Here is a 12,948-nt window from a genome sequence, read left to right as displayed (position 1 = left end):
GGCGGTGGACGGGCACACTGGGGCACCATGTCGCCGTTCATGCCCGCCCTGAGGCTGCACGATCGGTACGTCCTGCGGGCGCGCATCGGCCTCGGCGGGATGTCCGAGGTGTGGCGCGCCGACGACCAGGTGCTGCACCGGCCCGTCGCGGTCAAGGCCCTCGCCGCCCCGCTCGCCGCGGACCCGCAGCTGCGGGCCACCATCGGGCGCGAGGCCCGCGCCGCCGCCCGGCTGACCCACCCGCACGTCACCCGGGTGTACGACTACGCAGAGGCGACCCTGCCCGACGGTCGCGTCGTGCCGTACCTGGTGATGGAGCTGGTGGAGGGCGAGAACCTGGCCGACCGGCTCGCCACCGGTCCGCTGGCCTGGCGCGACGCCGTCCGGATGGCCGGTCAGGTCGCCGGCGCGCTGGCCGCCGCGCATCGAATCGGCGTGGTGCACCGCGACATCAAGCCCGGCAACGTCATGCTCACCGAGACCGGCGCCAAGGTCCTCGACTTCGGCATCGCCGCGCTCGCCGGACCCTCACACCCCGGTCGGTCCGGCGAGCCGATGATGGGCACGCCCGCGTACTTCGCCCCGGAACGCCTCGCCGCCGGCCCACCCGACCCGGCCAGCGACGTGTACGCCCTCGGCGCGCTGCTCTACCGCGCCCTGACCGGTGCGCCGCCCTTTCCCGTGCGCACCTGGGAGGACGCCCGGGCGGTGCACGCCCGGCCCGCCGCGCCGCCGCCGCTGCGGGTGCCCGGCCTGCCGGCCGACCTGGCCGCGTCGACCCTGGCCTGTCTCTCGCCCGACCCGGTCCGCCGCCCGACCGCCGCCCAGCTCGCCACCCGGTTCGGGGCCGGACAGCCGGCCGACCCACCCACCGCCGTGCTGCCCAGCGGCCCGCTGCCCGCCGGGTACCCGCCGCACGGCGGGTACCCCGGCCAGCCGGGCTTGGTGCGCGGGAACCCGGGCCCGGCCGGCGGCGGGCAGCCACCCACGATGATCGACCGGGCCGCTCCGCGCCCGGCTGCGGCCGCTCGGTCCAACCGCCTGCTCGGCGTGCTGGTCGCCGCCGGTCTCGCCCTGCTGGTCGGCCTGGTCGCCCTGGCCGGTCGGGACGGCGGGATCCCCCGGACCACGTCCCCCACCCGGCCGGCCACCGAGGCGCCCGCCGCGAAGCCGTCGACCGCGCCGGCCGAGCCGACCCGGCGGGCGACCAGCGCCGGGCCGCCCGCCGCCGGCCAACCGGTGCCGGTGACGCTGCGGCAGGTGGCCGCCGCGTTCGGCACCCTCCTCGACCAGGCCGAGAGGGCCGGGCGCGTCGACGGGGACACCGTCGACGAGCTGCGCGACAAGCTCGCCGAGCTGGACCGGGGCAAGCCCAAGGACCGGGCCAAACGGGTCGACGACCTGCGCGAGAAGGTCACCGAAGCGGTCGAGAAGGAGCGGATCGACCCCGCCACCGCCGACGGCCTGCTGCGGCTGCTCGACGCCGCCGACCGGCTGCGCGGTGGCCGCAACGCCGGCTGACCCGGTCGCCCGGGCGAGCTGGGGCCGCCGGATCAGACCAGCCGGACCTGGTCGCCGACCCGGATCGGTCCGGGTCGGAGCACCTGTGCGTAGGCGCCCAGGCACGGTTGCGGGCCGAGCCCGGGCAGCGGCTCCACCCGGTTGAGTCGGGCCGGCACGCGCAGCGCGTCTGGGTCAGGGGGAAGGTCGCCGTGCGCCAGCGTCGGTACGGCGCACCGTGGCGTCGGCGCGATCACCCGCAGCACGAGATCGGTACCGATACGCAGCTCCCGGCCGACCCACCCGTTCTCCGCGAAGGGTTCCGTGTCGGTGGCCAGCACCAGGTTGGGTCGGTACCGCGCAACCGCACCGCCGTCCCGTCTGGCCGGCTCGGTGCCGGGGGACGCCCGCCGACCGTCGATCGCCGCCCCGCTCCCTGCCGTCGCCCAGCCGGCCCGGGCCAGGCTCGGGGTGTTCACCAGGTGGATCGGCGCGAAGTCGACGAAGCTGCCGGGTGGGGCGGCGGCGCCGATCCGGCTCTCGTCCACCGCCACCGTCGCCGTCACGCCGGCGGCCAGGACCTCCTCGGGCCGGGCCCGATCCAGGGTCGCCTCCGGCGGCACCTGGTCGATGAGGGTGACCGGCTCGCCCAGTGCCGCGCTGAGCAGGTCGTCCACGTCGGTGGCGTCGCCGGCGACCGTTCGCCCGTCGGGAAGCGTCACGCGTACCGTCGATCGGCCGTCACCCTCCGCCCGCAGGGTGAGCAGGCTGCGCCAGCGCCGGGGGTCCTTGGCGCTGGCGATCTTTCCCGACGTCTGGTGTCTCAGCGCCAGCCGGCGGTCACCCGGGATACCGGCGGCGGTGACCTCCACCGAGGTGCGGCGTTCACCCAGCATCGACTTGACCGGGTACCGCCAGATCTCCTCGACGTGCCCGACCGCACCGGCCTGCGCCACGTGCCCTCCGGCCGGCCCGGGGTCCGTCGGTCCGGTCGGCGTCCGGCGGGTCACTGCGGCTCCAGCGCGCGGATCAGCGCGGTGGCCCGCGCCGATCGCGCTCCGGCGTCCGGTCCCGCATGGGCCCGCAGCTCGACGGCCCGGTCCAGCGACCCGACCGGACCGGCCTCGATCAGGAAGGCGGCCAGGAAGTCGTGCGCCGGGTGGGCCAGCGGCTCGGTCGGGTCCGCGGCCACCTCCGCCGCGATCAGCGCCGTGGTCGCCAGATCCAGCGGCGGCGGCCCCTCGTCGGTGTTGCGCCAGTCGATGACGACCGGGCCGTCGGGGGTCAGCATCACATTGGCGGGATGCAGGTCCAGGTGCAGGATCCGGTGCCCGGGATCGGCCGAACGGCGGGCCGGTAGGGCGTGCAGCCGCCGGTGCAGGTCGGCCATCATCAGCGCCGCGCCATCGACGGCGACGTCACCGGCGACCAGCGCGTCGAGCAGGGTCGGTCCGGCGAGGCGTTGCAGCTCCAGGTCCGGGCCGTCCGCGCGGTGCACCAGCGGCACCGGGTAGCCCATCTCCCGCAGGTGGACCATCACCTCGGCCTCGGCGCGCACGTCCCCACCGCGGCGGTAGCGGCGCAGCACCCGGCCGCTGCCCAGGGCGTACACGTCGGCGTCCCGGCCGGAGGCGAGAGGAGTGGTCCCGGCGACGGCATCGATCACCGGCCCACCGTAGCGGTGATCCTCCGAACGGACCGCCCCGTGCCGTACGTCCCGAACGGGTGCCGGGCGTGGTCGAAGTGCCGAACGCCCCGTAACTTTGTCGGGTGATCAGAGACGCGCAGCTGGTGCTCGGTCCCCGTACCGTGGCGTCGGAGCCAGCCTCCGACGGGCCTGTCGGTTTCGTGACCGGCCTGGTGGAGCGGCTCGGTGGGCCCGGCGCCGGGCTCGCCGTCGCCCTGGAGAACCTCTTCCCGCCGATCCCCAGCGAGGTGATCCTGCCGCTGGCCGGGTTCACCGCCAGCCAGGGGCGGATGAGCCTGTTCGGGGCGATCGCCTGGACCACCCTCGGTTCCGTGCTCGGGGCGTTGGCCCTCTACTACGTCGGCGCCGCCCTCGGGCGTGACCGGATGCGGGCGATCGCCGAGCGGCTGCCCCTGGTCAAGCTGGCAGACGTCGATCGGACCGAGGCGTGGTTCCTGCGACACGGCACCAAGGCGGTCTTCTTCGGCCGGATGATCCCGATCTTCCGCAGCCTGATCTCGGTGCCGGCCGGCGTCGAGCGGATGCCGGTGCCGACCTTTTTGCTCTACACCACACTCGGCAGCCTGATCTGGAACAGCATCTTCGTGCTCGCCGGCTACCTGCTCGGTGAGAACTGGCACCTCGTCGAGTCGTACGTGGGCACCTTCCAGAACGTCGTCATCGTGGTCTGCGCGGCGGGGTTGGCGTGGTTCGTGGTGTCCCGCGTCCGGCGGTCCCGACGGGCCGGCGCCGACTCCGACGACGACGTGGACCCTGGCGTCCCCCCGACGTCCGGGCGGGTGTACCGCGGCACCGTGTACCGCGGCGGCACCTGGGGGCAGGAGCGCGCCGAGAGCAGCGAGTCACCCGACCGGTGGTGAGGGCGGCTGGGCGGTGAGGGCCGCTCGGCCGTCGGGGCCGTGGAGTGCCGCCGGGGCCCGGGCCGGCCTTCGGGCCGGCCGGGAACCCGTGGCCTTTGCGGGCGCAGCGCCATGGGTTCGGCGGCTACGGACTTGAGAGCGTGGACGACTCACCGGTCCGGCAACGGACGTGCATGTCCCGCCGGTTGCGGCCGGTACGCGATCGCCGCGGGGGCCTGCGGTCCTCGCGGGGTCTCGTCGTCAGCGACGTGGTGGGGCGGGGTGGGGTGATTGTCCGTTTCGGGGTGACCGGCGGCACCCCGGCGGTGGAATGGCGGCCGGGCGCGAGGCGTTACACCCTCTGGACGACCGCAGCAGCACCCCCGGCTGCCAGCGCCGATGCCGTGACGGATCGGGTCGGGCCCCGGAATGATGTGGGGCGCGGGGTCGTTACACATGGTCCGCCGCCACGACGAGCCCCGCTGGGTCCGTGGCCGTGCCGGACACCAAGACTTTCCCCTGCTTGTTGAGCGCCTGACGGTGCTTGCGCGTCGCCTGATCCCCCTCGGGTGGCGCGCCAACCCCCGAATGGAGCTTTCCCATGAACTCGATGCTGACCAAGAGTGTGCTGGGTATTGCTGGTCTTGCCTTCACCGGTGGTGTGTTCGCCGGTCCGGTTGCCGCTCACGCCGCTGAGCCGGTGCACGCTGCCCCGGTCGCCGCGGTGCAGGCCGACAAGCCGGGCGTGGACGCGAAGGCGCTGATCCCGCACGGTGTGCAGGGCACCCAGTCGCGCATTGACCTGAACGATGAGCAGACCGCCAATGCCAAGGCGATCATCGCCGCCACGAAGAAGGCCGGTCTCCCGGAGCGGGCCGCGGTGATCTCGATCGCGACCAGCTTGCAGGAGTCGAAGCTGGAGAACCTGGGCCACCTCGGCGACAAGAACGACCACGATTCGCTGGGTCTGTTCCAGCAGCGCCCGTCCAGTGGTTGGGGTTCGCCGGAGCAGATCACCGACCCGGCCTACTCCACGACCGCGTTCCTGAAGGGCCTCAAGCAGGTCGACGGGTGGCAGGACATGCCCCTGACCGACGCCGCGCAGACGGTGCAGGTGTCGGCCTACCCGGAGGCCTACGCGCAGTGGGAGCAGCAGGCCGCCGACCTCGTCGCCCAGCACTGGAACAACTGACACCACCACATGAACGAACGCTGGCCGGCACCCCGCACGGGGTGCCGGCCAGCGGCATGTCCGGTACCGGTCAGGGGCAGCGCGCGAAGAGCGGGCGGGTGCCGGTGCCGTACGCGGTCGGGTCGGTGAACCGGCAGCCGAAGTCCGCCGCGGCGACCTTCCTCCGGTCGGTCACGTCGTCGCCGGCCGGCCGGGCGCCACCGCGTACCCAGGTGGTCAGGTCGTCCCAGGCCGCGCCCGCCTCGGCGGGGCTGAACTCGCAGTGGTTGGCGGCGCGGACGGCCCGCTGGACCAGCAGCCGGCTCCGCCCGTGGTGGGCGACGTCCCGGGCGTACGCCTGCTCCATGGAGAAGGGCACGAACATGTCGCCCAGGTCGTGCAGGCTGAGCACCGGCGCGGTGGGCCGGCCGGCGATCCGGGGCACCTCGGTCAGGGTGGGCAGCACCCGCTGCCACACGTTCTCCGGCGCCACCCGCTGCACGGTCGCGTTGACGTTGACCGGGCTGTTCGGCGTGTACCAGGTGAGCAGGTTGGTGGCGAGCTGGCCGGGCCGCTGCGCGGGGGAGTCGCCGCCGTTGGTGGTGGCGATGCCGAAGAGGAAGTCCTTCCAGACGGTGAAGGCCGCCTCCGCGCCCGGCCGGTCACCGCCGGAACGGTTCACGGTGATCTCGCGCAGCTGCTTGCCGAGGGCGTTGGTGGTGTCCGGCCCGCCCGGCTTCAGCCCGGCCAGGCCCAACGCCACCTGGATCCGGGGCACCGCGTTGGTCAGGTAGTCCGGCGGCGTCGGGTACGCCCGGACCCCGGCCAGCGCCTGCGCCACCAGGTTGTAGTCCAGGAAGAAGTCGAACAGCTCCTGGTCGCCGAGCACTCCGCACATCGGCAGCGCCCCGTCGTAGTAGCCCGGGTACTGCTCCAACGAGCGGCCGATGATGTGGCCGCCCATCGACACCCCGGCCATCAGCACCCGCTTCGGTCGGGCCACCGTGTCGGTGAAGAGGTCGGCCAGCGCCCGGGTGGTCAGCACCCCCGAGCGGATGTCGTACCCGTTGCGGTCGTAGGACGAGGCCGCCCAGGCGTACCCCTGGGCCAGCATCCGCTGGCGCAGGCCGAACGCGGGCGTCTCGGGCGACAGCACCGGGGTCTGGCCGCGGTAGCCGTGCGCCCACATCACCAGCTCGCCGTTCCAGTTGGCCGGGGTCTCGATGATGTACGCCGCGTGCTCGTGCACCCCCTGCCGGACGGTGGTGGTGGCGCCGTCGATCTCCAGCGGCGCGAGCGGCGGGTTGCTGATCGTGTAGCCGGGCAGCGGCTGGCTGCCGTCGTCCTCGGGAACGGCGGCGGCCGCCGGGGCGGCGCCGGTCAGCCCCAACGCGAGGGTGAGGGCGGCGCCCGCGGCCAGCAGGCGGCGGGTGAGGCGGGTGGTGGACAGCATCGTTGCTCCCCCGGGGACGGTGCCGCCCGCCGGGGGCGGCCGGTGGGACGGGATGCCTACCGGTCGGTAGCGCACTGAAACTAGGCCGGGTCACCGATCCCTGTCAATCGTTGACTGACCGAACGGTCAGCCCGGGCGTCCACAGAGGTCCGACGGGCGTCCGTCCCGCGGGGGGCCTGCCGTTCGCCCCGACGGCCCGGTCCGGTTCACTGGTCGGATGGACGAGTCGATCTGGGCCACCGCCCGGGCCTCCCGCGCGTGGCTGGACGCCGCCAACGGCACCGACCGGGCGGAGCTGACCGCCCGCATCCTCAAGCTCAGCGAGGAGGCGGGGGAGGCCGCCGGGGCGTGGATCGGGGTGCTCGGGCAGAACCCCCGCAAGGGGGTGACGCACACCGCCCAGGACGTGGTCGGGGAGTTGGCCGACGTGGTCTTCACCGCCCTGGTGGCGATCGAGAGCCTGGGCTTCGACTCGCGGGAGGCCGTGGCGTCGTGCGCGGCCAAGATCCGGTCCCGGCTGCCGGACTGACCGCATCCGCCGGCCCGCGCCCAGCGGGCGGAGCGACGCCGGCTGATCCGATCGCAGCCTCGGCCCGTACTGATCCGTGGGGGACCGCGAGAGGGGATCGGCGATGGCGGCATCGGGGCGGCACGGTCATCATCGGCGGGCACCGGGAGCGCGACCGGGCGCCGACGGCACGACTGCCGAACCGGGCGGAGGTCGGCGCTGGTCCCCGACGGCGCTGGCGCTGACCGCCGCCGCGGTGGTGGTGGTCGTCCTCGGCGCGGCGGCGGTGGTCGCCACGCTCTCCCGACCGGACCGGCTCGGGGTGGTCTTCTCCGGCGGGGCCACACCGTCCACGGTCGTTCCGGCGGCCGGCGAACCCGGTGCGGCGGGTGGGGTTCAGGCCGCCGCCGCCCAGGCGCTGACCGCACCGTTGGCCGGCCGACGTGCGGCGACCTTCGCCCTCGACGACGGACTGACAAACCTCGCCCTGCGGGTGACCGACCTCGGCGACGACCTGTACCGCATCGGTGGGCCGGTCGACAGCGGGATCGGACCCCGCCCCGAGGTGCGCGGCGACCTGGTGCGGCTGCGGCTGGAGCCCACCGGCCGGCCCGGAGCCGGCGAGATCGAGGTGCTGCTCAACTCGCGGGTCACCTGGGGACTGCGGTTGGCCGGCGGCGTACGCGAGGAACTGCTCGACCTCAGCGCCGCCCGGGCGGTGTCCGGGATCGACATGGTCGGCGGCGCGGCCCGGATCGACCTGCGGCTGCCGCCGATCGCCGGGGCGCTGACCGTGCGGATGAGCGGCGGGGTCAACGGGTTCACCGTCCGGCTCGCCGACGCGGCCCCGCCGGTACGGATCCGGGTCGCCTCCGGCGCCGGCTCGGTGACGCTCCACGGGCAACGGCGCGAGGGGGTGGCGGCCGGCGACACGATCAGCTCACCCGGCTGGGACCGCAGCGTGGACCGGCTCTACCTCGACCTGGCGGCGGGTGCGAACACGGTGATCGTCGGCGCGGGCCCGGCGTAGAGTCGGGCCGGTGGAGCGTACCGAATCGTTGCCGGCACAGACCCGACCGCCCGGTGTGGCGGAGACCGACCCGGGCAGCGTGCTGCTGCCCGGTCACGACGTGCCGCTCGGCCGCTACACGACGGTGCGCCGGCTGCTGCCGCAGCGGCAGCGGCGGATGGTCGGCGCCTGGTGCTTCGTCGACCACTTCGGCCCGGACGACGTCGCGCAGCGGCCCGGCATGGAGGTCCCGCCGCACCCGCACACCGGCCTGCAGACGGTGACCTGGCTGCTGGACGGGGAGATCCTGCACCGCGACAGCCTGGGCAACGTGCAACCGATCCGGCCCGGCCAGCTCAACGTGATGACCTCGGGACACGGCATCGCCCACTCCGAGCGTTCGCCGCAGGTCCACCCGCCGCTGATGCACGGCGCGCAGCTCTGGGTGGCGCTGCCCGACCCGGCCCGCTCCGGCCCGGCGGACTTCGCCCACCACGCCGACCTGCCCCGCTTCCGCGACGGGGACCTGGACGTCACGCTCCTCGTCGGCGAGCTGGCCGGCGAACGGTCCCCGGCGAAGGTCCACACCCCACTGCTCGGCGCGCAGCTCGAGCTGCGCGGCGCCGCCCCGGCCACCGTGCCGCTGCGCCGCGACTTCGAGTACGCCCTGGTGGCCCTCTCCGGCGCGGCCGAGGTGGACGGGGTGCCGCTCGCCCCCGGCGCCCTGCTCTACCTGGGTGCCGGACGGAAGTCGGTGGCCATGCGGGCGACCCCGGAGTGTCGGCTGCTGCTGCTCGGCGGGACGCCCTTCGAGGAGCCGCTGGTGATGTGGTGGAACTTCGTCGGCCGCTCCCACGAGGAGGTGGCCGCCGCCCGGGAGGAGTGGGCCGCCGGCAGCGCCCGGTTCGGGGTGGTGGCCGACGATCCGGCGCCGCCGCTGCCCGCGCCGCCGCTGCCCACCACCCGCCTCAAGGCCCGCGACCGGCGGGGCGGCCTGCACGGCTGACACCGTCAGGAGTGCCGGCCACCGGTTCGGGTAGTCGCCGGCATGCCGACCAGCGCCAGCTCCACCATCGAGGACAAGAAGCGCCTGGTCCGCCGGCTGGCCGGCGGCGGGCGCGGATTCGCCGAGGAGTGCGGGTTCCGGGTCACCAACAACCCGTCGAGCCTGTTCCAACTGCTCTGCCTGTCGGTGCTGCTCGCCCGGCGCGGCGACCACCGCCGGGCCGTGGAGGCCGCCGCCGCGCTGCGCGACGCCGGCTGGGACAGCGCGGCCCGGCTGGCCCGCTCGTTGCGGGCCGACCGGGTACGCGTGCTGCGCGAGCACGGCCAGCGCGGCGACGTGGACGCGCTCGCCGACCGGTTGGGTGACCTGGCCCGGACGGTCGTCGACCGGTACCGCGGTGACCTGCGCCGGTTGCGGGCCGTCGCCCACCACGACCCGGCCGCCGAGCGGCGCCTGCTCACCGAGCTGCCCGCGGTGGACGCCGAGGTGGTGGACCTGTTCCTGCGGGAGGCGCAGGCGTTGTGGCGGGAGGTCGCCCCGGTGGCCGACCGGCACGCCCTGGCCGCGGCCCGCCGGTTGGGGCTGGGCCGCTCCGCCGACGACCTGGCCGGGCTCGCCGGCAGTGGGGAGTCGGAGCGGCTGGCCTGGCTGGTCGGCGCGCTCGCCCGGGTCGACCTGGAGAAGCGGTACGCCGAACTGAACGCCTGATCGGTGCGGAACCGGCCCGGCCCCGGGTGGTGGGCCCGGCCACACATTCGCCGAACTCCCCCGAACGGGTGACCCCCACGTCGTATGCTGGTACCGGCAGTGATGCCCGCCCGGTTCGGGCGAATTCCGCCGTACGAGCGATCGCGACCCGGTTCGGGCGTGAACCGCCGACACGGCAGGTCCTGTGGGGCGCCCCGGTCGCGGTTCGTGACCCGGGGCGCCCGCGGTTCTTGCTCCCCCTCGCCTCACGCGGCCAGGCCGGCCAGCAGGTTCACCGTCGCCGCGATGATGACCGCCCCGAACAGGTACGACACCACCGACTGCCGCAGCACCGTCCGGCGGATCTCCGGACTGGAGACGTCGGTGTCGGAGACCTGGAACGTCGCACCCACCGTGAACGCCAGGTACGCGAAGTCGGCGTAGCAGGGCCGGCCCTCCTGGTGGAAGTCCACACCCCCGTCGACGCCGCTGTAGTAGAGCCGCGCGTACCGGGTGGCGAAGACGGTGTGCACCACGAACCAGGAGAGGAAGACGCTGACCACGCCGAGCCCGCCGTAGGCGTCCCGGGTCAACCGGGCGGGCGCGGCGTGCGCCGCGGTCAGCACCACGGCCACCGCCACCAGGCTGGCCAGGCACGCCGCCAGCAGCAGGGCGTCCCGGGCGGCCCGGTTCGGGTCCTCCCGCATCGCCAGCCGCTCGGTGCCGGCCGCGTCCAACGGCCACAGCCGCCGCCAGGCGAGACCAAGCCAGGTCAGCGCGGCGGCGTCCCAGCCGACCAGCGGACTCAACGCCGCCGAGACCAGCACCGCGAACGCCACCCCGCAGAGCACGCCCACCAACCCCATCAGCGCCAACTGCACCGCGGACGGGGTGTGCCCGTCGACGTCGACGAGCCGCCTCACCGCCGGGTCACCGGCGTGGGTGTCCCGGACACCGGAGGCGGGGTCAGATGCCGCGCAGGTGCTGCGAGACGCGCTGGTGGCGCTTGTCCCGCGCCTGTTCGGCCCGCTGCGCGGCACCCACCTCCGGGGCGGCCTCGATCTTCGCCGACCGGGCCACCTCGGTGCCGTTGGCGTAGTCGACCGGCGGCAGGGCCCGCAACGCCCGCAGCACCTCCGGCGGGGCGCCCTCCCGTTCGGCCTCGCGTACGACGTCGTCCTTCTCGGCCGGGTAGTCCAGGCTCGACAGGTACTGCAGGACGTCGGAGTAAGTCGCCATCAGTCGGGCTCCTCGGCACCTCGTTCGGGTCACGACCGGGCGCGGTTACCCGTCCGCGGCCCGCTCACGCACCGATCGGGGCGGAAATCGGTCGGGCCGGTCGCTCGTTTCCGCTCGCCGTCGGCGGGTACCCCGCGCCGGCCCGGCGGCCGGCCCGTCCGGGGGAGGGGAGTGCACCGATGAACTACGACACGTTCGTCGACCAGGTCGCGCAGCGCACCGGCCTCGACCCGGACCGCGCGGTCCAGCTGATCCATGCGACGCTGCGCACCCTGGCGGAACGGCTGACCGGCGGCGAGGTGCTCGACCTCGCCGCGCAACTGCCCGACCCGCTGCGGCTGGCGCTGCGGACCGGCCCGGACGACGAGGCGGCCGAGCGTTTCGACGCCCGGGAGTTCGGGGCCAGGGTCGGTGAGCGGGCCGACGCAGACGAGGCCACCGCCCGGGCCGCCGCCCGCGCGGTCCTCACCACCCTGCGCGAGGCGGTGACCGGCGACGAGTTCGACGACGTGGTGACCCAACTGCCCCGGGACTACCGCGACCTGGTGGAACCCGCCATGTCCCCCGGCGTCGGACTGCGCCGCGCCTGACCGGTCGCCGGCGACCCGCGCCGGGCGTCAGCCGATCGCGCCGGCCGCCCGCAGCTCCGCGATCCGGGCGGCGTCGAACCCGGCCTCGGCGAGCACCTCGTCGGTGTGCTGCCCGGGATGCGGCGGCGGGCGGCGCAACGCGGTCGGCGTGCCGGAGAACCGGGGCGCGGGGGCCGGCTGCGCGACCCCGGCATGGGTCACGAAGGTCCGCCGGGCCGCCAGGTGCGGATGCGCCGGCGCCTCCGCCCAGTCCAGCACCGGGGCGACGCAGGCGTCGGAGGCCGCCAGCAGCTCCGACCACTCGTCCCGGGTCCGGGTCCGGAACAACCGGGCCCACGACTCGCGCAGCGCGGGCCAGTTCCCCGGATCGGTGCGGTCCGGCGCCTCGTCGCCGTCGAGCGGGAACCCGGTGAGCCGGACCAGCTCGTCGTAGAAGCGCGGCTCCAGCGCGCCCACCGCGAGGTGCCGCCCGTCGGCGCACTCGTACGTGTCGTAGAACGGCGCGCCGCCGTCGAGCAGGTTGACCCCGCGGTCGTCACGCCACATGCCGAGCCGGCGCAGCGCGTGGATCTGGGTGCTCAGCACCGACACGCCGTCCACGATGGCCGCGTCGACCACCTGGCCGGGTGCTCCGGCGCGGACCGCGTACAGGGCGGCCACCACGCCGAGGGCCAGCATCATCCCGCCGCCGCCGAAGTCGCCGAGCAGGTTCAGCGGCGGCACCGGCCGCTCACCGGCCCGCCCGATCCCGTGCAACGCGCCGGTCAGCGCCAAATAGTCGATGTCGTGGCCGGCGTACGGGGCGTTCGGGCCGTCCTGCCCCCAGCCGGTCATCCGGCCGTACACCAGCCGCGGGTTGGCCGCCAGGCACTGCGCCGGGCCGAGGCCGAGTCGCTCGGTCACCCCGGGCCGGAAGCCCTCCAGCAGCACGTCGGCCCCGGCCACCAGGGCGAGCACCGCCGCCCGTCCGTCGGGGGACTTCAGGTCCACCGCCACCGACCGGCGGCCCCGGTTGAGCAGGTCGGGATGGGGGCCCTCGGCGGTCGGGTCGGCGTCGGCGACCCGGTCCACCCGGATCACCTCGGCGCCCAGGTCGGCGAGCATCATCGCGGCGAACGGGCCCGGTCCGATGCCGGCCAGCTCGACCACCCGGATCCCGGCCAGCGGGCCGGTCGGCGCGACGGAGTCGGTCGGCGCGGTGTTGGTCGGTGCGGCGGCGTCGGTCACCGGCCCACGAT

At 75.0% G+C, this 12,948-nt stretch carries 14 protein-coding genes; 8 read left to right on the top strand and 6 right to left on the bottom strand.

Going from position 1 to position 12,948, the window contains the following annotated elements; translation table 11 throughout:
- The first annotated feature begins 39 nt into the window (after positions 1-39).
- Positions 40-1,521, top strand: coding sequence for a serine/threonine-protein kinase (locus tag GA0070564_RS16480; RefSeq protein ID WP_245670072.1), 1,482 nt, complete (start codon positions 40-42; stop codon positions 1,519-1,521).
- A gap of 32 nt (positions 1,522-1,553) precedes the next feature.
- Here GA0070564_RS16480 and GA0070564_RS16475 read toward each other — a convergent pair whose 3' ends face one another.
- A complete protein-coding gene (locus tag GA0070564_RS16475) occupies positions 1,554-2,456 on the bottom strand; it encodes an MOSC domain-containing protein (protein ID WP_245670071.1) in 903 nt (300 codons plus the stop codon).
- A 50-nt stretch (positions 2,457-2,506) separates the two neighbouring features.
- Complete coding sequence (locus tag GA0070564_RS16470) at positions 2,507-3,166, bottom strand: phosphotransferase (protein ID WP_218104936.1); 660 nt, start codon at positions 3,164-3,166, stop codon at positions 2,507-2,509.
- Positions 3,167-3,270: 104 nt separating this feature from the next.
- On the opposite strand from GA0070564_RS16470, the gene GA0070564_RS16465 reads away from it, so the two are divergent.
- Together GA0070564_RS16465 and GA0070564_RS16460 are read left to right on the top strand one after the other, a co-directional pair.
- Entirely contained in the window at positions 3,271-4,068 is a 798-nt protein-coding gene (locus tag GA0070564_RS16465) for a DedA family protein (RefSeq protein ID WP_091609508.1), read from the top strand.
- A 580-nt stretch (positions 4,069-4,648) separates the two neighbouring features.
- Positions 4,649-5,239 carry a hypothetical protein gene (locus GA0070564_RS16460; protein WP_091609507.1) on the top strand — a complete coding sequence of 197 codons (591 nt, stop codon included), beginning with the start codon at positions 4,649-4,651 and terminating at the stop codon, positions 5,237-5,239.
- A gap of 70 nt (positions 5,240-5,309) precedes the next feature.
- On the opposite strand, the gene GA0070564_RS16455 is transcribed toward GA0070564_RS16460, so the two are convergent.
- Positions 5,310-6,671: an alpha/beta hydrolase family protein gene (locus GA0070564_RS16455; RefSeq protein ID WP_245670070.1), complete on the bottom strand. Its 1,362-nt coding sequence runs from the start codon at positions 6,669-6,671 to the stop codon at positions 5,310-5,312.
- A 217-nt stretch (positions 6,672-6,888) separates the two neighbouring features.
- Between GA0070564_RS16455 and GA0070564_RS16450 the strand changes: the two genes are divergently transcribed.
- The 4 genes from GA0070564_RS16450 to GA0070564_RS16435 all read left to right on the top strand — a co-directional run bounded on the left by GA0070564_RS16450 (position 6,889) and on the right by GA0070564_RS16435 (position 9,902).
- On the top strand, positions 6,889-7,200 hold the full coding sequence (locus GA0070564_RS16450; RefSeq protein ID WP_091609506.1) for a MazG-like family protein: 312 nt from the start codon (positions 6,889-6,891) through the stop codon (positions 7,198-7,200).
- A 103-nt stretch (positions 7,201-7,303) separates the two neighbouring features.
- Positions 7,304-8,209 carry a hypothetical protein gene (locus tag GA0070564_RS16445; RefSeq protein WP_245670069.1) on the top strand — a complete coding sequence of 302 codons (906 nt, stop codon included), beginning with the start codon at positions 7,304-7,306 and terminating at the stop codon, positions 8,207-8,209.
- Between the two features lie 10 nt (positions 8,210-8,219).
- Positions 8,220-9,194: a pirin family protein gene (locus GA0070564_RS16440; RefSeq protein WP_091609505.1), complete on the top strand. Its 975-nt coding sequence runs from the start codon at positions 8,220-8,222 to the stop codon at positions 9,192-9,194.
- Positions 9,195-9,236: 42 nt separating this feature from the next.
- The gene (locus tag GA0070564_RS16435) at positions 9,237-9,902 is read left to right on the top strand and encodes a hypothetical protein (protein WP_091609504.1); all 666 of its coding nucleotides are present in this window, start codon (positions 9,237-9,239) and stop codon (positions 9,900-9,902) included.
- A gap of 245 nt (positions 9,903-10,147) precedes the next feature.
- Here the strand turns inward: GA0070564_RS16435 and GA0070564_RS16430 are convergent, their stop codons facing one another.
- Together GA0070564_RS16430 and GA0070564_RS16425 are read right to left on the bottom strand one after the other, a co-directional pair.
- Entirely contained in the window at positions 10,148-10,804 is a 657-nt protein-coding gene (locus GA0070564_RS16430; protein WP_218104935.1) for a DUF1345 domain-containing protein, read from the bottom strand.
- A 43-nt stretch (positions 10,805-10,847) separates the two neighbouring features.
- Complete coding sequence (locus GA0070564_RS16425) at positions 10,848-11,120, bottom strand: DUF2795 domain-containing protein (protein ID WP_091609503.1); 273 nt, start codon at positions 11,118-11,120, stop codon at positions 10,848-10,850.
- Between the two features lie 179 nt (positions 11,121-11,299).
- Here GA0070564_RS16425 and GA0070564_RS16420 point away from each other — a divergent pair, with 179 nt between their 5' ends.
- Entirely contained in the window at positions 11,300-11,710 is a 411-nt protein-coding gene (locus tag GA0070564_RS16420; RefSeq protein WP_091609502.1) for a DUF2267 domain-containing protein, read from the top strand.
- A 27-nt stretch (positions 11,711-11,737) separates the two neighbouring features.
- Here GA0070564_RS16420 and GA0070564_RS16415 read toward each other — a convergent pair whose 3' ends face one another.
- Positions 11,738-12,937, bottom strand: coding sequence for a CaiB/BaiF CoA transferase family protein (locus tag GA0070564_RS16415; protein WP_091609501.1), 1,200 nt, complete (start codon positions 12,935-12,937; stop codon positions 11,738-11,740).
- Positions 12,938-12,948: the final 11 nt, after the last annotated feature.

This window comes from Micromonospora mirobrigensis (assembly GCF_900091555.1).
Lineage (GTDB): Bacteria > Actinomycetota > Actinomycetes > Mycobacteriales > Micromonosporaceae > Micromonospora > Micromonospora mirobrigensis.
This window is presented reverse-complemented; position numbering and strand designations above follow the sequence as displayed.